The sequence below is a fragment of the Rhizobium sp. NPDC092011 genome, from assembly GCF_044756305.1.
Lineage (GTDB): Bacteria > Pseudomonadota > Alphaproteobacteria > Rhizobiales > Rhizobiaceae > Rhizobium.
In genome coordinates, this window is sequence record NZ_JBIVSO010000002.1 from 655,832 (window position 1) to 680,160 (window position 24,329).

Annotated in this window: 21 protein-coding genes and 1 other RNA gene; 14 read left to right on the top strand and 8 right to left on the bottom strand. The window is 59.7% G+C overall.

The window, feature by feature from the left end; all coding sequences use genetic code 11:
* Nucleotides 1–70 precede the first annotated feature (70 nt).
* The 5 genes from ACIQJ2_RS11605 to ACIQJ2_RS11625 form a co-directional block, all read right to left on the bottom strand.
* Entirely contained in the window at nt 71–997 is a 927-nt protein-coding gene (locus tag ACIQJ2_RS11605; RefSeq protein ID WP_400675676.1) for a DMT family transporter, read from the bottom strand.
* Nucleotides 998–1,157: 160 nt separating this feature from the next.
* Complete coding sequence (locus tag ACIQJ2_RS11610; protein WP_400675678.1) at nt 1,158–2,405, bottom strand: lytic murein transglycosylase; 1,248 nt, start codon at nt 2,403–2,405, stop codon at nt 1,158–1,160.
* 79 nt (nt 2,406–2,484) lie between these two features.
* Entirely contained in the window at nt 2,485–3,276 is a 792-nt protein-coding gene (locus ACIQJ2_RS11615) for a GH25 family lysozyme (RefSeq protein ID WP_400675680.1), read from the bottom strand.
* A 212-nt stretch (nt 3,277–3,488) separates the two neighbouring features.
* Nucleotides 3,489–4,163: a class I SAM-dependent methyltransferase gene (locus tag ACIQJ2_RS11620; RefSeq protein ID WP_400675682.1), complete on the bottom strand. Its 675-nt coding sequence runs from the start codon at nt 4,161–4,163 to the stop codon at nt 3,489–3,491.
* Nucleotides 4,160–5,407, bottom strand: a complete 1,248-nt coding sequence (locus ACIQJ2_RS11625) for a DUF3419 family protein (protein WP_400675684.1) — start codon at nt 5,405–5,407, stop codon at nt 4,160–4,162. The genes ACIQJ2_RS11620 and ACIQJ2_RS11625 overlap by 4 nt, the downstream gene beginning before the upstream one ends.
* 191 nt (nt 5,408–5,598) lie before the next feature.
* On the opposite strand from ACIQJ2_RS11625, the gene ACIQJ2_RS11630 reads away from it, so the two are divergent.
* Nucleotides 5,599–6,987 carry a serine hydrolase domain-containing protein gene (locus ACIQJ2_RS11630; RefSeq protein ID WP_400675686.1) on the top strand — a complete coding sequence of 463 codons (1,389 nt, stop codon included), beginning with the start codon at nt 5,599–5,601 and terminating at the stop codon, nt 6,985–6,987.
* A gap of 27 nt (nt 6,988–7,014) precedes the next feature.
* Here the strand turns inward: ACIQJ2_RS11630 and ACIQJ2_RS11635 are convergent, their stop codons facing one another.
* From ACIQJ2_RS11635 to ACIQJ2_RS11645, 3 genes are all read right to left on the bottom strand, one after another.
* Nucleotides 7,015–8,157: a transglycosylase SLT domain-containing protein gene (locus tag ACIQJ2_RS11635; protein WP_400675688.1), complete on the bottom strand. Its 1,143-nt coding sequence runs from the start codon at nt 8,155–8,157 to the stop codon at nt 7,015–7,017.
* 135 nt (nt 8,158–8,292) lie between these two features.
* Nucleotides 8,293–8,928, bottom strand: coding sequence for a LysE family translocator (locus ACIQJ2_RS11640; RefSeq protein ID WP_199095911.1), 636 nt, complete (start codon nt 8,926–8,928; stop codon nt 8,293–8,295).
* Nucleotides 8,929–9,068: 140 nt separating this feature from the next.
* Complete coding sequence (locus ACIQJ2_RS11645; protein WP_199145307.1) at nt 9,069–10,280, bottom strand: pyrophosphate--fructose-6-phosphate 1-phosphotransferase; 1,212 nt, start codon at nt 10,278–10,280, stop codon at nt 9,069–9,071.
* 287 nt (nt 10,281–10,567) lie between these two features.
* Between ACIQJ2_RS11645 and ACIQJ2_RS11650 the strand changes: the two genes are divergently transcribed.
* The 13 genes from ACIQJ2_RS11650 (at nt 10,568) to murD (ending at nt 24,328) form a co-directional block, all read left to right on the top strand.
* Nucleotides 10,568–11,275 (top strand): DnaJ family molecular chaperone, encoded by a 708-nt coding sequence (locus ACIQJ2_RS11650; protein ID WP_199145305.1) that lies wholly within the window; start codon nt 10,568–10,570, stop codon nt 11,273–11,275.
* Complete coding sequence (locus ACIQJ2_RS11655; RefSeq protein WP_199145303.1) at nt 11,272–12,033, top strand: N-acetylmuramoyl-L-alanine amidase; 762 nt, start codon at nt 11,272–11,274, stop codon at nt 12,031–12,033. The genes ACIQJ2_RS11650 and ACIQJ2_RS11655 overlap by 4 nt, the downstream gene beginning before the upstream one ends.
* 266 nt (nt 12,034–12,299) lie before the next feature.
* On the top strand, nt 12,300–12,857 hold the full coding sequence (locus tag ACIQJ2_RS11660; RefSeq protein WP_199145301.1) for a transglycosylase SLT domain-containing protein: 558 nt from the start codon (nt 12,300–12,302) through the stop codon (nt 12,855–12,857).
* An 80-nt stretch (nt 12,858–12,937) separates the two neighbouring features.
* The gene (locus ACIQJ2_RS11665; RefSeq protein WP_400675691.1) at nt 12,938–14,131 is read left to right on the top strand and encodes an NAD(P)/FAD-dependent oxidoreductase; all 1,194 of its coding nucleotides are present in this window, start codon (nt 12,938–12,940) and stop codon (nt 14,129–14,131) included.
* 67 nt (nt 14,132–14,198) lie between these two features.
* Nucleotides 14,199–14,598, top strand: an RNA gene (gene rnpB, locus ACIQJ2_RS11670) — RNase P RNA component class A.
* A 430-nt stretch (nt 14,599–15,028) separates the two neighbouring features.
* Nucleotides 15,029–15,469 (top strand): division/cell wall cluster transcriptional repressor MraZ, encoded by a 441-nt coding sequence (gene mraZ, locus ACIQJ2_RS11675; RefSeq protein ID WP_400675693.1) that lies wholly within the window; start codon nt 15,029–15,031, stop codon nt 15,467–15,469.
* 14 nt (nt 15,470–15,483) lie between these two features.
* Nucleotides 15,484–16,509, top strand: coding sequence for a 16S rRNA (cytosine(1402)-N(4))-methyltransferase RsmH (rsmH, locus tag ACIQJ2_RS11680; protein ID WP_400675695.1), 1,026 nt, complete (start codon nt 15,484–15,486; stop codon nt 16,507–16,509).
* Between the two features lies 1 nt (nt 16,510).
* Complete coding sequence (locus tag ACIQJ2_RS11685; protein ID WP_400675697.1) at nt 16,511–17,035, top strand: hypothetical protein; 525 nt, start codon at nt 16,511–16,513, stop codon at nt 17,033–17,035.
* Nucleotides 17,035–18,789, top strand: coding sequence for a peptidoglycan D,D-transpeptidase FtsI family protein (locus ACIQJ2_RS11690; RefSeq protein WP_400675699.1), 1,755 nt, complete (start codon nt 17,035–17,037; stop codon nt 18,787–18,789). The genes ACIQJ2_RS11685 and ACIQJ2_RS11690 overlap by 1 nt, the downstream gene beginning before the upstream one ends.
* A 65-nt stretch (nt 18,790–18,854) precedes the next feature.
* Entirely contained in the window at nt 18,855–20,318 is a 1,464-nt protein-coding gene (locus ACIQJ2_RS11695; protein ID WP_400675701.1) for a UDP-N-acetylmuramoyl-L-alanyl-D-glutamate--2,6-diaminopimelate ligase, read from the top strand.
* Nucleotides 20,315–21,775 (top strand): UDP-N-acetylmuramoylalanyl-D-glutamyl-2,6-diaminopimelate--D-alanyl-D-alanine ligase, encoded by a 1,461-nt coding sequence (locus ACIQJ2_RS11700; RefSeq protein ID WP_400675703.1) that lies wholly within the window; start codon nt 20,315–20,317, stop codon nt 21,773–21,775. Before ACIQJ2_RS11695 ends, ACIQJ2_RS11700 begins: the two co-directional genes overlap by 4 nt.
* An 11-nt stretch (nt 21,776–21,786) precedes the next feature.
* Nucleotides 21,787–22,908: a phospho-N-acetylmuramoyl-pentapeptide-transferase gene (gene mraY / locus ACIQJ2_RS11705; protein WP_400675705.1), complete on the top strand. Its 1,122-nt coding sequence runs from the start codon at nt 21,787–21,789 to the stop codon at nt 22,906–22,908.
* A 7-nt stretch (nt 22,909–22,915) separates the two neighbouring features.
* On the top strand, nt 22,916–24,328 hold the full coding sequence (murD, locus tag ACIQJ2_RS11710; RefSeq protein ID WP_400675707.1) for a UDP-N-acetylmuramoyl-L-alanine--D-glutamate ligase: 1,413 nt from the start codon (nt 22,916–22,918) through the stop codon (nt 24,326–24,328).
* Nucleotide 24,329: the final 1 nt, after the last annotated feature.

Genomic DNA, 24,329 nt, shown 5'->3' on the forward strand with positions numbered 1-24,329 from the left:
ATTGTGAATAACTGTTACCAGGCCGCTTGTTTTCGGGGGACAATGGTGCGGCCAGAACTTGGTGCATGGATCATGTCAGGCGCGGGCGGCTGCCGCGTTTGAACCAGGCATAGACCCTTCCATCGAGTATGAGCAGGCCCGCGGCGATGAGCATCATGCCGGCAATCTCGCTTAGGCCGAGCCGCTCACCGAGGAAGAGGAAGCCCAGCAGCATGGCGAATGGCGGCACCAGCAGGGTAACGAGCGAGGTGTTCGTGGCGCCCGCAAGGGCCATAATGCGGAAGAAGAGAATATAGGCGAAGGCTGTCGACAGCAGGGCAAGACCGAGAATGGCAGCAATTGCCGATGCAGGCGGCATCGGGAGGTTCCAGGGCTGATCCACGATCAAGGCGACCGGCAGCATGATTAGCGAGGAGCCTGTCAGCTGGCCGGCTGCGACGACTGGCGGGGCGATCCCTTTGAAGCGCTTGGCATGGATTGCCGCAAAGCCATAGGAGATTGCCGCCAGGATCGGCAGCAGCACCGCCCAGAGTGGCACCGAAGCACTGGCGGTAATGCTCGGGGCGAGCAACACGACCGTGCCTGCAAGCCCGGTAAGGCATCCGGCGAGCTTGGCAGGCGTCAGGCGCTCGTCGGTCGTCAGCTGATTGCCGATCAACACCGTCCAGATCGGTGTCGTGGCATTGAGGATCGAGGCAAGCCCGGCGCCCATCTGGGTTTGGCCGACAAACAGCAATGTGTGGGGCACGGCGTTGTTGATCAGGCCCAGCAATAGAAATTGCCACCAGTGACGGCGGAGTGCCTGGTAGATCCCGAAGCGGCCGGCGAGATAGATGTGTAATGCCACCGCGGCCAGCATCAGCCTCAGAAGGACAAGCGTGAAGGGCGTGACATAGTGAACGGCAATGCGCGCAAAGAAGAAAGATCCACCCCAGATGAGCCCCAGCAATAGCAGCAGGCTCCAGGTCAAAGCATTCATCCGATTGTCGCCGTTCATCGAGTGTCCTCCCGTTCGAAGCTATGTAGCTTGAAAGAAGGGGCGATCTCCACCCGTTTCCTGCGCCAAGCGGCAGAATGGGGGCGCGCAAAGGATCGGCAATGCTGTGACAAACAAAAAGGCGGCCCGCTGGCCGCCTTTTCCATAAGATCCTGAGATCTTAAAGCGCGTTGAGAAGCGCCGATGTCGCCCAGCCATCTGCGGGCATACCGAGACGGAACTGTTCCTTCTGGATGGCGACACGCGTGCCGGATCCGAGAATGCCATCAATCTTGCCGACGTCGTAGCCGCGCGCGACGAGCTTGGTCTGAAGCGCCTTCATGTCGACGTCGTTCAGGCCCGGCTCTGGTGCACCCTTGTTATAGGGAGGGGCACCAGCGAAGCGCGTGGCGAAGTAGGCGGCTGAGGTCGTGTAGATGAATGACTGGTTCCATCCAAGGAAGGCGTTGTAGTTCGGATAGGTCAGGAAGGTGGGGCCTTTGCGGCCCTGCGGCATGATGAGTGCAGCTGGTAGCGAGGCAAATTTCGTATTGCCGTCGCGCGGCTTGACGCCAAGCTTGAACCAATCACCAGCCGTCAGCGTGCCACCAATGCCGGATTTTTCCCAGGGCAAGTTGTCGGGAACCGAAACTTCCTGCAGCCAGGGTTGATCGCGGATGAAACCGAGACTTTGGAGGAATTTCGCCGTGGTCAGGATCACGTCGGGCGCGCTGGTCTTCAAGTTGACATGACCGTCGCCATCGCCGTCGGTGCCATACTCAATGATCGAAGGCGGCAGCATCTGTGTCTGGCCGATTTCGCCGGCCCAGGCGCCGGTCGTCGTTGCTGGGTCGACGTCGCCACGCTGCACCAGCTCGATGAGCGCGATCAGGCGCGGGCGGAAAAATTCCGGCCGGCGGCAATCATGGGCGAGGGTGACCAGGGCGTTGCGGGTATTGAAGTTACCCTGAACGGCGCCGAAGTCGGTTTCCATGGCCCAATAGGTCGTAATGACGCCGGGAGGAACGCCATAGTCCTTCTCAGCCTTGGCGAAGACGTCGGCATACTGCTTCATCTTTTGGCGGCCAATATCGAGTCGGCCCTGGCTGACGGTGCGTTGCGAGAATTCGAGGAAGGTCTGGCGGAATACGCTCTGGCCACCACGGTCCATGGCGAGGACCTTTTGGTCGATCTGCGCGCCGGCTAGTGCTTTATCCGCAGATGCTGCGTCTGCGCCGTCGGCAATCGCCTCGGCTTTCACACCGGCCAGGAAAGCTGCGAGATCACCACCGCAAGCAGGCTTCGGAGTGGCGGCGCTGCTTGCTGGCGGTACAGCTGCCGGAACCGCAGTCTGAGCGATTGCGGAGCCTGCCATAGCTGAAGCGAAGATCAACCCGAGCGTGCTGCGTCGAATGGTGTGGCGGTCCATGAACGATCCTCTCTAGTGATAGAATAGGGTCGCTTTCACAGAAGATTGTGACATAAGCAAGAGATAAGTGTGCTCAGTCTCAAGAATTTCCTTGCTTCTGTACTGCCGCCACCCAGCTGTGCCAATTTTGCTCGGAGCCGGCAAAGACATTGATATCGGTCGGCCCTTTGATGCCGGGGACTAGGCCTGTGGACGTATATTGCCAGAAGGCCCAGCTGCGGTCCGCATAAATCTCCTTGGGATGCTTTGCGACCGAGCGGACCCAGAAGTGATAGTCCTTGAAGTAACCGACAAGGTTCTGGCGATGGAAATCGACCGAGGTGTAGATGATCGGCCGCTTGCCGTAATAGGCTTGCAGGCGATCCATGAAGCGCTTCATCTCCGTGCGCACGATCTCCGGGGCCGGTCGAGTGCGGCAAGTCGGGGAGCCGGGATTCCATTCGACATCGACAACGGGCGGAAGCGCCATCGCATCCTTCGGCACATTGCGGATGAACCAATCTGCCTGTTCGTCGGCGGTCGAGCAGAAATAGAAGAAGTGGTAGGGCGCGTGCAGAAGTCCTGCGGTGCTGGCTTCATTCCAATATTCGGTAAAGCGTGGATCGATCCGATCCTTGCCTTCCGTCGCCTTGATGAAGACGAAGGCGACGCCGGAAGCCTTGACGGCTTGCCAGTCGATGTCGCCCTGCCATTTTGAAATGTCGATACCGTGGATAGGGTGGCGCTGCGGATGATCGCTGCCGAAATCCTGCGGCTTCGTATCGCTGAACCGGGTCTTGGCGGGAGACACATTCGAGAAAGCGTCGTAGCCCGTCGTGCAGCCGTTCACTAGAAAGGCGAGCGGCAGTAGGCACAACAGAAGCCTGCGCATGTTTATCCCGTCAAGAACCGAGTGATATGATCGCCCCAAGATCGGGTTTCCGCATAGGGTTCCCCGCATCCAAAGCAGTGGGTGACCGTGCTGCTGACAGCCGATCTTGCCACTTCGTTCACCATATCAACGTAAAAAATGCGTTATCTTCAAGCAAATTCTTATGCTTGAAGCCTGGTTGGCGCTGGTTTTGCGCTCAAATTCGCTTGAGTTTAAGCACCTTGCTTGGTGACGACGGCTCGCCAGGCATAGCCTCGCCCGATCTTCTCGGTCTTGAGCGACATGCCGCGAGCTTGGGCCTTTTCCTCTAATATATTGAGGAGATCGGCGCGCGGTGTGACGTGAAACTTCTTCAGCCATCCTTTGAGAAGGGCCTGAAACCAGCCTGGCAAACCCTCCTGCTGGCCGAAATCGACAATGTGAAGCTCGCCACCTGGGGCAACGGCAGCCAGCGACGCGTCGATCGCGTTCTTCCAGTCGGGAATCATCGACAGGGCGTAGGAAATCATCACGCAATCGAAGCCATCGACATGAAAATCGGCGGGCGAGAAAGCTGTGGCGTCGGCGACTCGGAAGTCGGGCATCTGCTTGAGGCCGCGAAAGTTGTTCCGTGCCGAAATCAGCATTTCCTGAGAGATGTCGAGACCATAGAGCCTCGCGGATGGGAATTTTCTGTAGGCGAGCAACATGTTGCGGCCGGTGCCGCAACCGACTTCGAGCAAGGAGCCGCCAATCGGCACGTTAAGATGTGCGATCGTGCGGTCGCGTCCGAAAAGGTAGTATTTCCGCGTCAGATCATAGATGTGACGCTGATAACGGTACATGCCGTCCATCAGCCTGGCATGGTTGTTGGAGCTGGTCTCTATACCGGTATCAGCCTGGCTCACGCTCTTTTCCCGTAAATGTGGAAGCCACCGTAAATAGCAGAACGGTCGAGAGCATTCAGCTCTTGCGAACGCTCCTCGAAATAAACCCACTGATCGCGGATGGCCGGGGACAGCCGGCCTTCGATGATGCTCTTTTCCGCGGCCGTGCGGAAGATCACGCGAGCGCCTTCGCGCGCGGTGCGGGTGATCTCGGCCCAGAGGCTGTTGAGCTGCTCGTCGGTCATCCAGTCCTGGGCATCCAGAAGGATGTAACGATCGCGGGAAGCCGCAGGCTTGGACGCCAGCAGTTCCGTGAAATTGGCATGGTGCACGTCGACCCGGTCGGCGTTGGCGCGGATCGCAGCATAGTGCTCCGGTCTGAGGTAAGTCGGCAGCGGACCCTGATGCTGACCGGCGTAGCGGCGCGCGAAGGCCTGCCAGGCGAAATAGTTATCGCGCATCGGGAAATGGCAGGCGAGCTTTTCCAGGCGGTGCTTGAGGACGGCCGAGATGGAGTCGTCGCCGGCAAGGCTGGCGAGCTCGTCATACTGCTGCGGTGGAATGCCGAGACCGAAGAGCGAGCTCTTGCGGCCGAGCAGCCACCGAACCATCGGCCGATCGAAGATCGGGGCAATCTCGTTTTCGAAGAACTGACGTTGTTCGCGAAGCGTGCGCGCATCCGTCATCTTGGCGAGCCGGACGCCGTGCAGGCGTGCGAGCACATGTGCTGCGCCGATGAAGCGGCCGAGCAGGCCGGTCTTGTAGATATTGCGGTCAAAGACCGTGACGCGGCGGCGACCATAGAGGTCTCGACCATCCCAGTAAGAAGCCGTCGCCGTATCAAGCCGTGGCGCGATGTACCGGTCATAGGCCTGACTGTTTGCGGCAACTTCAGGCGTCGCGAAAAAACGCACCAGATCCGCATGATCCGGCAGTAGCCGGAAGGCAGCGAGCTTCAGCTTGTTGAGCGCGATATGATGACGGTTGAGGTCGACGACATCGATCGACGCCGGGCTCTGCGAGAGATAGGCGAGCATATTGCAGCCGCCGGAGCCGATGGTGACGATGCGGTGATGCGGCTGGAGCTCCATCGCCTGCATGTCGACATCCGGATCTTCCCAGATCTGCGGATAGACGAGGCCGGAAAACAGCATCCCGAACAAGCGCTCCGAGAGACCTGCCTTGGATAGTGCCTTATGCTGCAGCAGAGCGTCCTTGAGTTTCCGGTTCTTCTGGAGACCGGCATCCGGGGCGATTTCCGTCATCTGAGTCTTGTTACCGTTTTTTAAGGTTCTGGGCGTGTAACCCGGCAATGCTACAGTCTGATGACGCGGACTGTTGGTATGTCTGGCGGAAATGCGCCGTTGCAGCTATTTGGGAGGCAACCGGCGACGATAGCTCTTTCATCTTGCTTAGTTTCCTGATTGTCTCCGCCTACCTTTGGAGGGTATGTGTCATGCGTTTGATTTCGAGAGTGATCGGGGCAGTTGTCATGCTGCTGCTGATCATTGTCGCAGGCGGAGCTGTGTGGCTTTCCGTTTCCCCGCCGGAACTGCTGAAGGTTGGCGATGGCTACGCCGCCAAGATGGTTTGCTCCAACACATTCGTCGCCAAACGAGATCCGGATCAGGTGCTGGCCGACGATGTGCAAGCTCCCGGAAATCCGGCGCTGAAGCTCATCCGCGTTTCCGTCGATCGAGATGAGGGCGTCGTCAGGGCACGTTTCCTCGGGATGTTCGCTCCGAACTATGCGCTCTATCGCGGTGCGCTCGGCTGCACGACCGTGCCTGACGGCGATCTGCAGGCGGCGCGAAGCGCTGTTTTCCTCAACAAGGTCAAGGCACCCAAGAACGATGCGGTATGGCCGGACGGGGATACCGTCAATCTCGGCCAGAGCGAACAGGATGCCAAGTTCGCCAGCATCGTTTCGAACCCGGACCTGGCCGGTCCTGCCATGCGGGCCATCGTCGTGGTCAAGGACGGGCGGATCGCTGCGGAGGCCTATGGCGAGGGTTTCAGCAAGGCAACGCCGCTGATCGGCTGGTCGATGACGAAAACGGTCAATGCCGCCATCATTGGCCGCCTCATGCTGGCGGGCCGCATGTCTTTCGACGACCAGCATCTGCTTCCGCTCTGGAGCGACGACTCGCGCAAGGATATCAAGCTCAGCGATCTGCTCGCCATGGAGAGCGGGCTTGCCTTCAACGAGTCCTATGGCAGCGTTTCCGATGTTACCCGCATGCTATATCTCGATCCGGATACGACGAGTATAGCGGCCAATGCGCGTCAGCTTGCCTCGCCCGGGGAGCGGTTCAGCTATTCCAGCGGTACCGCTGTCCTGCTTTCTCGGCTTTGGATGAACAAGCTCCCGAACTTGAGCGCTGCGATTTCCTATCCGCGCGAAGCGCTTTTTGCGCCGCTCGGCATGTATAGCGCGGTGTTCGAAGCCGATGAGCGCGGAACCTATGTCGGCAGTTCCTATCTCTATGCCAATGCTCGCGATTGGGCACGCTTTGGCCAGTTCCTGCTTCAGGACGGCGTCTGGAAGGGGAGCCGGTTGCTGCCGGAGGGCTTTGTGGGCGCCATGCGCACGCCGACGACAGCGTCAGAAGGCGTCTACTCGCAGGTTCAGGCATGGCTTGCAGGCCCAGGCGGCTCCAACGCGCAATTCGGTCTGCCGGCGGACACATTCTGGATGAGCGGTCACGACGGCCAGACTATCGCCATCGTTCCATCCGCCAATCTGGTGGTGGTGCGCATGGGGCTCACGCCAGCCTGGGCCGACTATCGGCCGCAAGTGCTGGTGAAGCGGATCGTGGATACAATAAAGCCGGCCACGAATTAGGCCGGCTTTCAAAGTCTTTCACTAGGGTCAGTAATTGCCGTTGGCGACGTCCGTCAGGCCCTTGCGCTTGGCATCATAATAGTAGCCACGAGCATAAAGCTGGACGGCGTTGGCTTCCTTGTTCTGTGCCTTGCTGTCTGCCGTCATCCATGCGCCGCGGAGATATTTGGCGGCATATTTGATGTTGGTTTCGGCATCGAGCAGGCCGGATGCCGGGCCCTGGTAACCCATCGACTTGGCCGTGTTGTACTTGATCTGCATCAGGCCGAAATATCCGGCTCTGTTGTAAGCCTTCGGATTGTAACGGCTTTCGCGATGAACAACGCGATGGATCAGTGACTCCGGTATTTCATAAAGCTTGGCGTATTTCTGGATGAGCTTCGAAACGTAGCTCTTTTCCGCCGCCGGGACATCGGAGTCATAGTTCTGGGTGGTCAAAACAGCCGGAACGACCGTCGGGCCGCTGCTGTCGAAGTTGAAATCATAATGAGCGCGGTTGTCCACATAACGGCCGAGGCCAACCTGTGCCGGCGTTGCGAAGGCGACTTCCGCCTGTGCCGAGGGGTCGGGACGCGGGGTCGGTACGGCAACCTGAATGGCGGCCATATCCGAAGTCATCGGAATGATCGGTTCTGCCTGTGCGATGGGACCGGAAGCCGGTATCAGTGCGGCGTCGCCGGGGCGAGCCGGATTGGGCATCGGAATTGCCACGACCGAAGGAACAAGCGGCACGTCGGCGGAGGCATAGGCTGCTGCTGCAGACGTGTTTGCCGTAGGCGCGCCCGTTGCCGCGGCAATGGCGACACTTCCCTGATTGGACGTATTTGCCGCAGCCACCGTCGGCTGACCGAAACGGGATTGTGCAGCGTCGATCTGCTGTTGGTTTACTGCACCGGCGCCAACGCGTCCGGACTTTACCATTGCGACCTGTTGTGGCTGGCGCGGTCCGATGAATCCCGGAGCTGCGGCGGCTATTGCTACACCGCCAACGGGCGCAGCGGCTCCATTGGCGATCAGGGTCGTATTCGGATGCGGCACGTTGGTGTGTGCCGACGGGAGTTCTGCCTGAGACGTCTGCTGCTGAGTGCTTGCACACCCGGCGAGAGCGCCGCACATCATTGCCGATACGGCAACGCTGCGCTTCAGGCTGGGAAATCCGATCGCTACCATTCTGTCACTTTCGAAAAAACCAAACCTAATTTGCGATGCAAATCGGTCACAGGACCTCACAATTCGGTCACAGGATCGATAAAATTATGAATCCCCATTAACCTATCCGTGATCGCGCTGCAACCCTGGACGGGCTCAAGCGGCCATCCGACGGTATCCGGCGGTCACTGCGCCGGCTGCAATCAACAGGGTTCCGCCCGTTCGATTGACGGCGCGTTGCACGCTTGCCTTGCGGATAAACCCGCGCGCCATATCGGCGACGAAGACGTAAATCAGGGAGTTCAATGCCGCCAAAGTGAGGAAGGTTGCCTCCAAAATAAGCGTTTGCTCAAGAAATGGCTTGGACATGTCGAGGAACTGCGGAACGAACGCGATGAAGAAAACGATGCTCTTCGGGTTGAGAGCGGTTACAACGTAGGCGTGCAACATAATCTTTAACGGTTTTTCTTCCGGAAGATTGTCGTTGTCGCCCATCGGGCCGGTCACGATCGGAGCCCGCCAGAGCTTGATTCCAAGGAAGACGAGATAGGCTGCGCCGATCAGCTTCAGAATCGTAAACAATGTGGCCGAGGCAGCGAGGAGGGCGCCCAGCCCGGCGAGGGATGCCGTCATCGCCGTAAAGTCGCCCAGCGTCACGCCCGTGACGGTCGCCAGCGCGGTTTTGCGGCCGTGACCGAGCGCATAGGATATGACAAGGAGAATGGTTGGGCCTGGAATGGCCAGCATGATGCAGGACGCGGCGGCGAAAGCGAGCCAGGTTTCGATGGACATGGAATCCTCCCCTATTCCTTTTTCGCCGCCAGCAAAGACATCGGATTGACGATCCGTCAATCCGCTTGATCAACGATCGAGCCGCTTGATCACAGATCAGGCTGCTCAATCATCGATCGTGCCGTCTGATCACCACGCAATCAGGCTTGCGTATATTTCTGACCAATATGGTCCATCACGCCGGCGAACCATGGGGTCGAGATATCGAACGCCTTTCCGCCCTTGATGCGGGGGAATTCGATCACGCGCAGCTTGCCGCCCTGGCCCTCATCGTGGCCGGTGACGCCCGATACCTTGTTGAGCGCGCTTTCGACGGCGAGATCGACCATGCCCTGGATCAGGCGGAGATCGTCGCCGTTTGCCGGGGCCGAGCGGGCAAAATAGCCCGACTTCTGCACCATCGAGCGCTCGGCGCCGATGATCGAGGCAAACTGCTTCTGGAACCAGCCGCCAACGTTGATCGTGTCGATCTTCACATGGCCGAAGGCGTCGCGCTTGATGGTTTCGCCAGCGGCTTCGCGCTCGCCGACGATGGCGTCGAGGGCAGCACCTTCGGATACGAACAGCGTGACCTGGCCCGTCTTCTCCATGATGGCACGCAGCCGTTCGCCTTCGGCTTCGATATTGAAGGCTATCTCGGGCAGGTAGAGGCCGTCGATGTTCTTCAGCGCGGCATTCATCATGAAGCCTTCGACATATTCATTGGCGCTGGTCTTTTGAATGTAGGCGCGGGCTGTCGCGGCCGTCAGCCAGCCACAGTGACGTCCCATGACTTCGTGAATGACAAGCGTACGCGGGGCGGCTGTCTGTTCGTTGCTGACATTGTCGAAGAAGTGCGCGCCAACTTCGGCAGCCGTCCAGGCGCCGAGGGACTGGCGGATCGGCACGACGTCGTTGTCAACCGTCTTAGGCAGGCCGACGACGGTCAGGTCATAGCCGTTGGCGCCGAGATAGGCCGCGAGGTCGGCGGCCGTCGTGTTGGTGTCGTCGCCGCCGATCGTATGAAGAATGGTGACACCGTCAGCGGCAAGGCGCTCGGCAGCCACCCGCAGCGGGTTTTCGCCTTCCTTGACCAGCCCGCGCTTCACGCAGTCGGCGGCGTTGGTCAGTTTTACGCGGCTGTTTCCGATCGGCGAGCCGCCATAGCGGTGTAGAAGATGGGCGCGCTCGCGCATGGCCGGCGTTATGCCGATGCTGTCGGCCAGCAAGACACCCTGATAGCCAGAACGATAGGCGATGATGTCGATCTCCGGCGCCACGTCGGTATAGCGCTGGATCAGACCCCCAACCGCGGACGAAAGGCAGGGTGCCAATCCGCCGGCGGTGAGCATTGCGACTTTCTGTTTGGCCATGGAGATCCTCCTTGCAGTCGAGCTGCTTTATTTCATGGTTGCCGTGGGAATGGATGCGACAGGTGCGCATGGCTGTAAAGTAAAGAATTTAAGAAACCAGCGGTTTGTTTTGCGGCTCAAGCGCAGTCGGGAAGGGGGCGCATTCCGCTAAAGACGTAGGCCTGAAACACGTCATCATTACCAAATTGTGAAAAGTGTTTTCAGGCTTGCGACGAATGGACTGCTTGCAATGGCGGGCATTATTTGGTCAAGGTGTTCCATAGTTTACGAGAGCCTGCGGAACCGTCATGTCGTTTTGGGAAAGATTGCTGAATGCTATTGGTAGCACCGCTGGCAATGCCCTGTCGGCGGTGGTCGAGGCTATTCGCACCGTGTTTGAGGGCGACCCGGAAACCCGCCGCAAGGTAGCCTTTTCAGTCGCGATCATCGCGCTTTCCGCCAAGATGGCAAAGGCGGACGGGATCGTGACCGAAAACGAGGTCAATGCGTTTCGCGAGATTTTCGAATTTCCGCCGGATCAGGCGAAGAACGTCGCTCGGCTCTATAACCTGGCGCGGCAGGATGTGGCGGGCTACGAAGCCTATGCGGAACGGCTGTCGACGCTCTGCGAAACCTGCACCGAGAATTGCCCGGTGCTGGAAGACGTGCTCGACGGGTTGTTCCACATCGCCAAGGCCGACGGTCTGATCCACGAGAAGGAAATGGATTTCCTGCAGCATGTCGCGCAGATCTTCCATATGAGCGAAGAACGGTTCGAGCAGATCATGGCCCGTCATGTGAGCGGCGGCAGGGACCCGTACAAGGTACTTGGCGTGTCGCGTCAGGACGATTTCCCGACGATCCGCCGCCGTTATCATGGGCTCGTCTATGAAAATCATCCGGATCGCCTCGTGTCGCGCGGTGTACCCGAGGAATTTCATGCCATTGCGAACGAGCGGATGGCTGCTCTGAATGCGGCTTATGCCGAAATCGAGAAAGAACGCCGCGCAGCATGAGTGCATTCAAGGCCGATTTCGCCGGCGCCAGGGTACAGCCGTCGCCGAACCACGGCGAGCGGCGCGATGGCGTTCGACCAGATATTATTCTTCTGCATTATACCGGCATGGGCACCGCCGAGGGCGCCCTGGATTGGCTCTGTCGTCCTGAAAGCCAGGTATCGAGCCACTACTTCGTTTTCGAGGACGGACGCATCGTCCAGCTTGTTCCGGAGGAGCGGCGTGCCTGGCACGCAGGCAAGAGTTCGTGGCATGGCGATGTAGACATCAACTCACGGTCGATCGGCATTGAAATCGCCAATGCTGGGCATCCCGGCGGACTGCCGGAATTCCCTGATGTGCAGATAGAAGCGGTCATCGAACTGTGTCGTGATTGCGGCCAACGCTGGGCAATCGGGCCTGAGAGAGTGCTCGGACACTCGGATGTTGCCCCTGTGCGCAAGGTCGATCCGGGTGAGAAGTTTCCCTGGGCGCGGCTTGCCGCAGCGGGTGTCGGACACTGGGTTGAGCCGGCTGCCATCACCGGCGGCCGCTTTTTCCAGAAGGGTGATGTGGGGCAGCCGATCGAGGCCCTTCAATCCATGCTGTCGCTCTATGGCTACGGAACTGAAATTACAGGTGAATTCTCCGAGAAGCTGAAGGGGGACGTCGAAGCTTTTCAGCGTCATTTCCGTCAGGAGCGGGTGGACGGCATTGCCGATTTTTCCACGATCGATACGCTCCACCGGCTTCTGTCCGCATTGCCTCGCTTTTCGTAGCCAAAGCACCGCGCTCAACGATTTCTATAGCCGGCTATAATCCATAAAAGGCGTAACTCCCTGCTGCGCCACAGCTTTTCCCTATTATCTCCGCATTGCATTGGTCTAACGGCGCTCGCTGAACGGCGGTCGCGCAGTCTGGTTTTGTGTGTCGCGCGGCCGTAGACGACTAATGGGGACTGTGCATTCCGGCGGCTCTTTTTGCCTCCAGCCGGACGTGACGGCTTGTGCCGCCCGCGGTCCCACCCCTGGAGACAAAAGACTACATGAAAAATTTGATTGTTGCGGCTGTAGCATGCGTGGGCGTGCTGCTGGTGGGATATGATTGCGCTTCTGCAGGCCAGCGCGATGGAAAGCACCGAACGCGCCCCCTCAAGACCGTCAGTCGTACCACCGGCTTTCCGGTGCCCAGTATTCCGGCCGAACTGCGCAATGGCGGAAACTCCTCTGCCGGGCAAGATCGCTACTCCGCATTGATTGCCAAATATGCCAAGCAGAACGGCGTGTCAGTCGAACTCGCGAAGGCGGTCGTTAAGATCGAAAGCAACTACAATCCGAGAACGCGTGGCAGCGCCGGCGAAATCGGCCTGATGCAGATCAAGCCCGCAACGGCCCGTCTGATGGGTTATACCGGTCGCGCCAAGGGTCTTTACGATCCCGAGACGAATATCAAATTCGGCATGAAATATCTTGCCATGGCGCAGAACCTCGGCGGCGGCCCGACCTGCAACACCATTCTCAAATACAATGCCGGCCATGGCGCAACGCGCATGAACCCTGTTTCCAAGCGCTATTGCGGCAAGGTGCTGGCCCTTCTGGATTGACCTCTTTCCATTGCCGATAACGGGTAGGGCGGAATCGCGTTCCATGCTATCGAAAGCCTTCGAATAGTGAGGGTCGTAGCATGGCAGCGGATTTCAGGTTCATCGTCGTTGGTCGCGGAATGATGGGGGCCGCCGCTGCCCGCCATTTGGCCAGGCAGACGGATGGCATTGCGGTCATTGGGCCGGATGAGCCGGAGGATCGCGCCAGCCATCAAGGCGTTTTCGGCAGCCACTACGATGAAGGCCGCATCACCCGTACGATCGATCCGAACACGGATTGGGCGCGCCTCGCGAACCGTTCGATCAGCCGCTATGCGGAAATCGAACGGGATAGCGGCATCCAGTTCTACGCGCCTGTCGGATGCCTCGTCACCGGCCCGAAACGAGGCGGCGAGAACGACTATGTCGCTGACGTCGTGGATGCTGCACGGCGACTTGGCGTAGAGACTGATCTTCTCGATGATGCCGGGCTCAAGGCGAAGTTTCCCTTCTTCTCGTTCTCATCGGGAAGCGAAGGGGTCTACGAGCCTCGCGGCGCCGGTCATATCAGTCCGAGGCGGCTGGTGAAGGCGCAGTCCCTGCTTGCTGAAAAAGCTGGGGCGCGGGTGATCAAGCAGACTGCTCTGTCAATCCGTGACGAGGCCGGTCGTGCCGTGGTCACGACCGCAGAAGGTGAGACGTTCAGCGCTGAAAAGGTGCTGCTTGCCACTGGCGGTTTCTCCATTGCCGAGAATCTCTTGCAGAAACCTGTTGAGATGAAGGTTTATGGCCGCACGGTTACTTTCTTCGAAGTGAGCGAAGCCGAGGCCGAGGCCCTGTCCGGCATGCCCTCATTGATTTCGGTGAAGCCGGACGATGTGGACAGCATCTATATGCTGCCGCCGATCCGTTATCCCGATGGCAAGCATTACATCAAGATCGGCGGCGATCCGGACGATCTTGAGTTCGAGACCGAGGCCGAATTGCGCGCCTGGTTCCGCACCGCCGGCCGCGACAAGGCCCGCGAACATCTGGTGCGGATCTTTCATGAACTCGTTCCTGGCGTGAAGCGACCACCGTCTTTCACCAATTCCTGCGCCGTCTCCTATTCTCCATCAGGCTATCCGATGATCGGCTATACGTCTTCCTCGCGCGTCGCGGTCCTGGTGGGCTGCAACGGCACCTCCGCCAAGAGTTCCGATGAAATTGGCCGGCTCGGAGCGGAACTGCTGCTCGCAGGTCGAATCAAGGACGAGGGCTACGCCACGGATTTCTCAGCACATTTCCGCGACTGACATCCTGTCTGCGCAATCTGACATATTTCGGTGGCAATTGCCCGAAGTCTCGGTTAATGAGCCTGTGCCAGTTGGCCGGGCAGCCGCGCTTCATCAATGCCGAAAGGCGATGAGGTGAGGAAAGTCCGGGCTCCACGGAAACACGGTGCCGGATAACGTCCGGCGAGGGCAACCTCAGGGAAAGTGCCACAGAAAGCAAACCGCCCGATCTCAGGATCGGGTAAGGGTGAAAGGGTGGGGTAAGAGCCCACCGCGTCTCTGGAAACAGCGACGGCACGGAAAACCCCACCGGGAGCAAAACCGAATAGGGATGACGCGGGGTGCGCAAGCGCTCCAGCCCGTTTCCGGGCCGGTCATCCGGGTGGGTTGCAAGAGGCGTCGCGCAAGCGCCGTCCCAGATGAATGGCTGCCACGTTCCGGTCTCGGCCGGAGCCATACAGAACCCGGCTTACAGGCCAACTGGCAAATCAACCCGCTCTTGCGGCAAGGGCGCTCTCTGCTCTCCAGAAATAAATTCGGGAGCCTGTGGATGCCCTGGTTTTCCGGGGTTTCCTGTCGTCGCGCACGAGAGTTTTCGCTTGTGAAAACAATCCGTTTTGAGGCGTTCGCTCAAGGGTATCCTAACCTTTCGTTAAACTTAACGGCTTATGAATATTCAGGCTGTGGTCGCGCCTGATGCGGCTTCATCCCATTGACGCCCATATGGTCCCATGGTATCCCAAAAGAACACTGCAAACGGGCAAATCAGAGCCCAATCATCGCAAAGCCATGATTGCTCCCGCTTCGGGAGTGTCGAGGGGGTGTTGGCTCTTTCGGCTTGCGGCGCTGTGTCCGATTTTGGCTGTGTCCGCGAGCGCATGAGTGCTCGTGGGTCATGGGGGACGGGTGTTTCGCGTCATGAACCGCTTCCTGTCAAATGCGACCAACCGGATCGATGCCAAGGGACGGGTTTCCGTGCCTGCGGCGTTTCGTTCCGTGCTGGTCGAACGCAATATCCAGGAGCTGTACTGCTTTCAGGATTTTGTGTTTCCGGCGATCAGCGTTGGCGGTCTCGATCTGCTCGATCGCTTCGAGCGGCAGATTGCGGCGGAGGATCCTTTTTCGCCGGCGGCGAACCAGATGTCGCTCCTTATTCATGGGGGCGGGGTCTTTATGAAGCTCGATGCCGAAGGACGGTTGATGGTCACGGATTTTATCCGCGATTTCACCGGAATTGCGGGCGAGGTGACCTTCGTCGGTCGGGCGGATCATTTTCAATTGTGGCGACCGGAGGCCTTTCTGGCTTTGCAGGCGCAGGCACGAGAGGAGCGCAGGCTGGCGGGCAGGCGCTCGGAATAGAACGGGGAAGCGGAATGGTGGCGAATTCAGGCGGAGGTTCTTCTGATGCCGGTGGCGGACCTGTTCGTCACATTCCGGTTCTTCTCTCCGAGGTGCTCGAAGCGGTGGCGCCTGAGCCCGGTAAGCTCATCCTCGATGGCACATTCGGGGCTGGCGGTTATACCTCGGCCATTCTGGCTGGTGGTGCAGATGTCATCGCGCTCGATCGCGATCCTACTGCGATCTCGGCGGGGCAGGCTCTCGTCGCAGCTCATGCAGGCCGGCTGAAGCTCATCCAATCGCAGTTTTCCCAGCTGGCCGAGTATGCGCCCGATGGTGGTCTGGACGGCGTCGTTCTCGATATCGGCGTTTCCTCCATGCAGATCGACGAGGCCGAGCGCGGCTTTTCCTTCAGCAAGAACGGCCCGCTCGATATGCGCATGTCTGCGACCGGTGTGTCGGCGGCCGATGTCGTCAATCGCGCCAAGCTTGCCGATCTCATTCGCATCTTTGTGTTTCTGGGCGAGGAAAAGCAGGCGCCGCGTATTGCTCATGCGATCGAGAAGCGCCGCGCCGAAGCGCCGTTCGTGACCACTCGCGATCTGGCCGGCCTGATCGAGGTCGTGACGCCGCGAAAGGCGAAGGACAAGATCCATCCCGCCACGCGCGTTTTCCAGGCGCTGCGGATTTTCGTCAACGACGAACTGGGCGAGCTTGCTCAGGCGCTGTTTGCCGCCGAACGTGCCCTGAAACCGGGCGGACGACTTGTCGTCGTGACCTTCCATTCCCTTGAGGATCGGATCGTCAAAAAGTTCTTCGCCGATCGCTCCGGCCGCGCGACCGGCTCGCGCCACATGCCTGTAGTGCATGAGCGGCTGGCCACCTTCGATGCGGTCGGCAGATCGATGATTTCTGCGAGCGAGGCTGAGGCGGAAGCCAATCCGCGCGCGCGTTCCGCCAAACTGCGAGCGGGGGTTCGCACTTTGGCTCCGGCAGAGGAGGCAGATCTTTCGATCTTCGATCTGCCCAGTCTCGCCAGTCTCGGAAAGCTCGGGGGATAGAATGCTGAAGACCTTTGACATCGTGCTGATTGGCGTCATGACGGCGATGGCCAGCGTGACCTATACGATCAAGCATCGAGCTGAGCTGAAGCTGGAAGAGGTCCGTCGCCTCGAGGCCGATATCAAGCTTGAGAAGGACACGATCGAGCTTCTCAAGGCGGATTGGGCGCTCGTTTCGCAGCCGAACCGTCTTGAGCGTCTCGTCAACAACTACAGCAACGAGCTTCAATTACAGCCAACCCTCTCGACGGCAATCGTCCAGCCAAGCGAGCTGCCGATGCTGCGCTCTCAGATCCCGCCGCCAATCGTAGCGGATGCGAAAGATGGCGCCAAGAATGGTAAGGCAACGGGCTCCAAGGGCAACGCCGCTGTCGCCTCGAAGAATGGCGACACCACCGATGCGCAGATCAGGAAAGCTATCGCCGATGTGGCGTCCGCGCCGGCACCCCGGCCCAAGGCGCCTGTCGTCGCCAAGCGCAAGAAGCCTGGCATCGATAACATCGCAACGGGATCGGTGGCTCAATAATGTCTTTCCTTTCCCGCATCATGGTCTTGAAGAGCAAGGCGCATTTCTCCACCGACGGCAACAACCGCCCGAGCGATGGCTTCTTTCATTCGAAATTCGAGGGCGTCCGCAAGCGCAAATCCAATCAGGCGAAGAGCCGCGTCGTTCTGCTGGTGGGCAGCTTTATCGCCATCTACTGCGTCATCGGCGGCCGGCTTGCCCAATTCGCCCTGTCGCCGCCGGATGTTACCTCCAGCATCCTGCCGCCGGATCGGCTGATGGCCTCGCGACCGGATATCGTCGACCGCAATGGGGCTCTGCTGGCAACCGATATTCGCACCGTCTCGCTGTTTGCCGAGCCGAACAAGATCATCGACGCCGATGAGGCCGTCGAGGAATTGCGCAAGGTCCTACCGGATCTCGATGCGAAATCGACTTACAGGAAGCTCTCTTCCAAGAATTCGCACTTCGCCTGGCTTCGCCGACAGTTGACGCCGAAGCAGCAGAGCCAGATCCTGGCGCTCGGCATCCCCGGTATCGGCTTCCGTCCCGAGAAGCGTCGTTTCTATCCGGGCGGCACGACCGCGCCCCACATCCTCGGCTACGTCAACATCGACAATCGCGGCGTCGCAGGCATGGAGAAATATATCGACGACCAGGGCCTCGCCGATCTCGCCGCCGCCGGCATGACCAACGATCAGCCACTGCAGCCGGTCAAGCTCTCAATCGATCTGCGCGTGCAGGGCATCGTTCGCGATGCAGTCGTCAATGCCGTCAAGAATTTCCAGGCAAAGGGCGCAGGCGCCGCGATTCTCGACGTTCACACCGGTGAAGTGCTGGGCATGGCCTCGGCTCCCGATTTCGATCCGAACTATCCGAGCGAGGGCGCGAGCGAAGGGTGGCTCAATCGCATGACGAACGGCACGTTCGAAATGGGATCGACCTTCAAGACCTTTACCATGGCGATGGCGCTCGATTCCGGCAAGGTGACCTTGCGTGATGCCTTCGATGCGTCCGCTCCGATCCGGATCGGCGGCTTTACCATTCACGACTTCCATGGCCAGCGCCGCGTGCTGAGCGTTCCGGAAATCTTCCAGTATTCCTCGAACATCGGCACGGCGAAGATCGCCGACCTGGTTGGCATTGACGCGCACAAGGAGTTCCTCACGCGCCTCGGCCTGCTCAGCAAGATGGATACCGAGTTGCCGGAAGTGAAGATGCCGAGCCAGCCTCGCGTCTGGAAGAAGATCAACTCGATCACCATTTCGTTCGGCCACGGCGTCTCCACCACGGCATTGCAGACCGCTGTCGCAGCATCGGCGCTCATCAATGGCGGCAAGTTGATCGAGCCGACCTTCCTGCCGCGTACGCGCGATCAGGCCGACGCCATTGCCAAGATGGTGGTCAAAAAGAGCACCAGCGACGACATTCGCTATCTCCTGGAGTTTAACGGCACCAGAGGCTCCGGCCGCAACGCGCGCGTCCCCGGCTATAATGTCGGCAGCAAGACCGGCACGGCCGACAAGGTTGTCAACGGCCGCTATTCGCACACGCTGAACTTCAACAGCTTCCTGGCGGCGTTCCCGATCGACAATCCGCAATATGTCGTCATGACCTTCATCGACGAGCCGAAGAGCGGCGAGCGCGGTGGCGGCACCATCTCGGCCTTTACGGCGCTGCCGATCGCGCGTGACATCATCGCCAGAGCAGCGCCAATCCTCGGGGTGCAGCCCAGCTTCGGAAAAGATAACTCGGCCTTGCTGGCGTCTTATTAAGCGTGAAAGAATACACGGGTCGATTCGCGAGAGGGCGGATGGATTAACAACGAAAAGTATATTCGATGAAGCTGCGGGATATTGCCGGAGATGGATTTCCGGAAATCGACACACAGATCGGCGGTGCGCTCGGCGATCTTGAGATATCAGGCATTTCTGCCGACAGTCGCCAGGTGTCGCCTGGTATGGCCTTCGTGGCCGTTGCTGGCACGAAAGCCAACGGCGCGAGTTTTATTGCCGATGCAATATCGCGTGGCGCGTCGGTTATCGTGGCAGGCCCCGGAGCTGTCGCAAGCGGTGTGCCTTTACTCTCGGTCTCCGAGCCGCGCCGGTTTCTGGCGATTGCCGCTTCTCATTTCTATGGTCGTCAACCTAGGGTCATGGTTGCCGTCACTGGCACCGCCGGCAAGACTTCGGTAGCGTCCTTCACCCGACAGATCTGGGCTTTTGCCGGCCATCCGGCCGCGATGATCGGGACGACGGGCGTCGTATCTCCGACCCGCAACGACTACGGCTCCCTGACCACGCCCGATCCGACATCGCTGCACGAGCTGCTCGCCGAACTCGCCGATGAGGGCGTCACCCATGCTGCGATGGAAGCATCCAGCCATGGTCTCGATCAATTCCGGCTCGATGGCGTCAGGCTCGCCGCCGCCGGCTTCACCAATCTCGGTCGCGATCACATGGATTATCATCCGACGGTCGAGGACTACATGGCCGCCAAGATGCGGCTCTTCAGGGATTTGCTGCCAAAGGGTTCGCCGGCGGTGATCTTTGCCGACGATGCATGGTCCGACCAGGCGATTGCTGCTGCACACGCCGCGGGGCATGATGTGCGCACGGTCGGACGCAAGGGCGATTTTCTTTCGCTGAAGCGCGTCGAGCATTTTCGTCACAAGCAGATCGCCGAGGTTCATGTCGGCGATGAGATTTTCGAAATCCATATCCCACTGGCTGGCGATTTCCAGGTTGCCAATGCGCTTGTCGCTGCCGGCCTTGCCATCTCGACGGGTGTTGCTGTGTCTGTCGCAATGGCTGCACTCGAGAAGCTCGTTGGCGCATCCGGGCGCCTTGAGCTCGTCGGGCATACGCATGACGGCGCGCTCGCCTATGTCGACTATGCGCACAAACCCGACGCGTTGGAAAACGTGCTGAATTCGGTCCGGCCATTTACGACCGGCCGTGTCATCGTGGTCTTCGGCTGTGGCGGCGACCGCGATCGCGGCAAGCGCCCGATCATGGGTGAAATCGCCTGCCGTCTTGCCGATGTGGTTGTCGTGACTGACGATAATCCTCGCTCGGAGGATCCCGCTGATATCCGTTCGGAAATCATGGCCGCAGCTGCCTGTGCCATGGAAGTTGGCGATCGCGCCGAAGCTATCCGCAAAGCCGTCGGCATGCTGAAATCGGGCGATACTCTTATCGTCGCCGGCAAGGGGCATGAGGAAGGCCAGACGATCGGCGGCGTGACGCTGCCCTTCTCGGATCACGCCGAACTGCGCAAAGCATTGGAGGAATTGAAGTCTTGAGCTGGCTATGGACAACTGAGGATCTGATCGCTGCAATCTCGGGCCGCTTCGTCGGATCGCTGCCCGCAGGCATCACGGGCATTTCCATAGACAGTCGGTCCATCCAGCCGGGCGAGGCTTTTTTTGCCATCAAGGGCGACCGCGTCGATGGGCACGATTATGCCAATGTCGCCATGGCGAACGGCGCCGCGTTCATCGTGATCAGCGAAGCACGTCTGCCAGCCATGGGCAGCCTCACCGTGCCGAAGGTTGTCGTGGACGATGTCTTGGCCGCTTTGGCGCGGCTGGGCGTCGCGGCACGTCAACGCACGCGAGCGAAGATCATTGCCGTCACCGGCTCGGTCGGCAAGACCACCACCAAGGAGATGTTGCGTCGGGCGCTGACGCCATCGGGCAAGGTGCACGCCTCCGTCGCCTCCTTCAACAATCATTGGGGCGTGCCGCTTACTCTCGCACGCATGCCTCAGGATACGGATTTCGGCGTATTCGAAATCGGGATGAATCATTCGGGTGAGATCAGGCCATTGGTAAAGATGGTGCAGCCTGACGTCGCCATCATCACGACCATTGCCCCGGCGCATCTCGGCAATTTCAACAGCATCGGTGAGATTGCAGCCGCCAAGGCTGAGATTTTCGAAGGTGTGGTGCCGGGCGGGCATGCCATCCTCAATCACGACAACGACCAGTTCGAGATGCTGGAGCGCGCTGCGACAGCGGCTGGCATCGAACACATTCACAGCTTTGGCCAGCATGCCAAGGCCGATGTGCGCCTCGCCGAGTTCAATGCCTCGGAAGAGAATTCGACGCTCTGGCTGACCATCGGCGGCGAGACGCTGGAAGTGGCGATCGGTGCGCCGGGCCGTCACATCGCCGAAAACGCGCTCGCCGTGCTCGGTGCGGTCATGATCGTCGAGGCGGATCTCGACAAGGCAGTCGCGGCGCTGGCGGACCTGCAGCCGGAAAAGGGCAGGGGACAACGCCACAAGCGCGCCCTCGGCAACGGCTACATCACGCTGATCGACGAAAGCTATAATGCCAATCCCGCATCGATGCGCGCGGCTATCGGGCTGCTGGCGACGACATCGCCGAATGCGGGAATAGGCGGTCGTACGGGCAGGCGGATCGCTGTGCTCGGCGACATGTTGGAAATGGGGGATTATGCCCAGCAGGTCCATGCAAACCTTGCCGGACCGCTACTTGCGGCCGGTATCGAGCATGTCTGGCTGGCGGGTCCGGAGATGGCGGCTTTGAGGGATGAGCTGCCGGAAAGTGTTCATGTCGAATATCGTGAGACGACGGAGGAACTCTCGGAATTCGCGCTCAACTCGGTCGCCCCTGGCGATGTGTTGATGGTGAAATCGTCGTTGGGGATGAAGTTTGGAAAGATCGTGGCCGGCTTGCTTGACAAGTTTCCCGCATTTTCCGACACGGGCACCCGCACCCATCAGGGGCTTTAGAAAGGGCTCTTATGCTGATCTGGCTAGCCGAACTGTCGGACCATATTCAATTTTTCAGTACTCATTTCAGATTTCTCAATCTGTTCAGATACATCACGTTCCGTACCGGCGGCGCTCTGTTTACCTCGGCGTTGATCGTCTTCCTCTTCGGGCCGCGAATCATCTCCTCCCTGCGCGTGCGCCAGGGCAAGGGACAGCCGATTCGCGCCGACGGTCCGCAGACGCACTTCAAGAAGGCCGGCACCCCGACCATGGGCGGTTTGATGATCCTCGCCGGTATCGTCGTCTCGTCCTTGCTGTGGGCGGATCTGGCCAATGTCTACGTGGTAGCCACGCTGCTCGTCACTTTGGGCTTTGGTGCTATCGGCTTTTATGACGACTATCTGAAGGTGACGAAGCAGAGCGACAAAGGGTTCTCCGGTCGCGCGCGCCTCGGCATCGAGTTCGTCATCGCGGCCATCGCGGTCTACTTCATGATGACCACGGCCCTGTCTTCCGGTCCTGCCGGCTCGACCTTCGGCTCATCGGTCGCCTTCCCCTTCTTCAAGAGCCTGCTGCTCAATCTCGGCATGTTCTTCGTTCTGTTCGGCGCTTTCGTCATCGTCGCCGCAGGCAATGCTGTTAACCTGACCGACGGCCTGGACGGGCTTGCGATCGTGCCCGTTATGATCGCGGCGGCTTCCTTCGGAATCATCGCCTATCTGGCAGGCAACTTCGTCTTTGCCGACTATCTCGCCATCAATTTCGTGCCGGGCACAGGTGAATTGGCGGTGGTTCTCGGTGCGGTTATCGGCGCCGGCCTGGGTTTCCTCTGGTTCAATGCACCGCCGGCCGCAATCTTCATGGGCGACACCGGTTCGCTGGCGCTTGGCGGCTTGATCGGCTCGGTGGCGGTTGCCACCAAGCACGAGATCGTCATGGCGATCATTGGCGGCCTCTTCGTGCTCGAGGCTCTGTCTGTGATCATCCAGGTCGGTTTCTTCAAGATGACCAAGCGTCGCGTCTTCCTGATGGCGCCGATCCACCACCACTTCGAAAAGAAGGGTTGGACGGAAAGTCAGGTCGTCGTGCGTTTCTGGATCGTTGCGGTCATCCTGGCGATGATCGGCCTCTCCACCCTGAAGCTGCGGTGAGGCACCGATGATTCCCGTCACCACGCTGAAAGGAAAAAAGGTCGCTCTCTTTGGTCTTGGCGGTTCCGGCTTTGCGACGGCGCGCGCGCTCGTTGCGGGCGGTGCCGACGTCACGGCCTGGGATGACAATCCCGACAGCGTGGTCAAGGCGGGTGCGGAGGGAATACCGGTCGCCGATCTCAGGACGATCGATTGGAATACGCTATCGGTCTTCGTCCTGTCGCCGGGCGTTCCTCTGACGCATCCGAAGCCGCACTGGACCGTCGATCTCGCACATGCCGCAGGCGTCGAGATCATTGGCGATGTTGAGCTCTTCGTCAGGGAGCGCCGGGCGCATGCGCCGGATTGCCCGTTCATCGCCATTACCGGCACCAACGGCAAGTCGACGACAACGGCGCTGATCGCTCATATCCTGCAATCGAGCGGTCGTGATACGCAACTCGGCGGCAATATCGGCACGGCGATTCTGACGCTCGATCCGCCCAAGGCCGGTCGCTTCTATGTCGTCGAATGCTCGTCCTATCAGATCGATCTTGCGCCGACACTTGATCCGTCGGCCGGCATTCTGCTGAACTTGACACCCGATCATCTCGATCGGCATGGAACGATGCAGCATTATGCCGACATCAAGGAGCGATTGGTTGCGGGCAGCGGTGTCGCCGTTGTCGGCATCGACGACAGTCATTCTTCCCTGATCGCCGATCGCATCGAGCGGGCAGGCACCAAGGTGGTGCGGATTTCGCGCCGGCATGTATTGGCGGACGGTCTCTATGCCGAGGGCAGCCGTATCTTGCGGGCATCGAACGGCGCCGCAAGCGAGATCGCCGATCTCGACGGTATCCAGACCTTGCGTGGAGGCCATAACGCACAGAATGCGGCGGCGGCGATTGCAGCCTGCCTCGCAGTCGGCGTCACCGCCGACGAGGTTCGCACCGGGTTGAAATCCTTCCCGGGGCTCAAACACCGCATGCAGCCAGTCGGGCGGCGCGGTCGCGTTGTTTTCGTCAACGACTCCAAGGCGACCAATGCCGATGCTGCGGCGCCGGCGCTGTCGAGCTATGAGAATATCTACTGGATTGCCGGCGGACTGCCGAAAGAGGGTGGCATAACGACCCTGGCACCGCTCTTTCCCCGCATAACCAAAGCCTATCTGATCGGCGAGGCGGCGCCTGCCTTTGCCGCAACGCTTGGCGAACAGGTGCCTTATGAGATCTCGGGCACGCTGGAGCGCGCGGTCGCGCATGCGGCGGAAGATGCCGCTGGCGATGAGCACGAGTCGTCAGCCGTCATGCTGTCACCGGCTTGCGCAAGTTTCGATCAGTATAAGAATTTCGAGGTCAGGGGTGACGCGTTCGTCAGCCATGTGGCTGCGATCGAGGGCGTCACCATGCTGATCGGTTCAGCAACTGGAGGCAAATAAT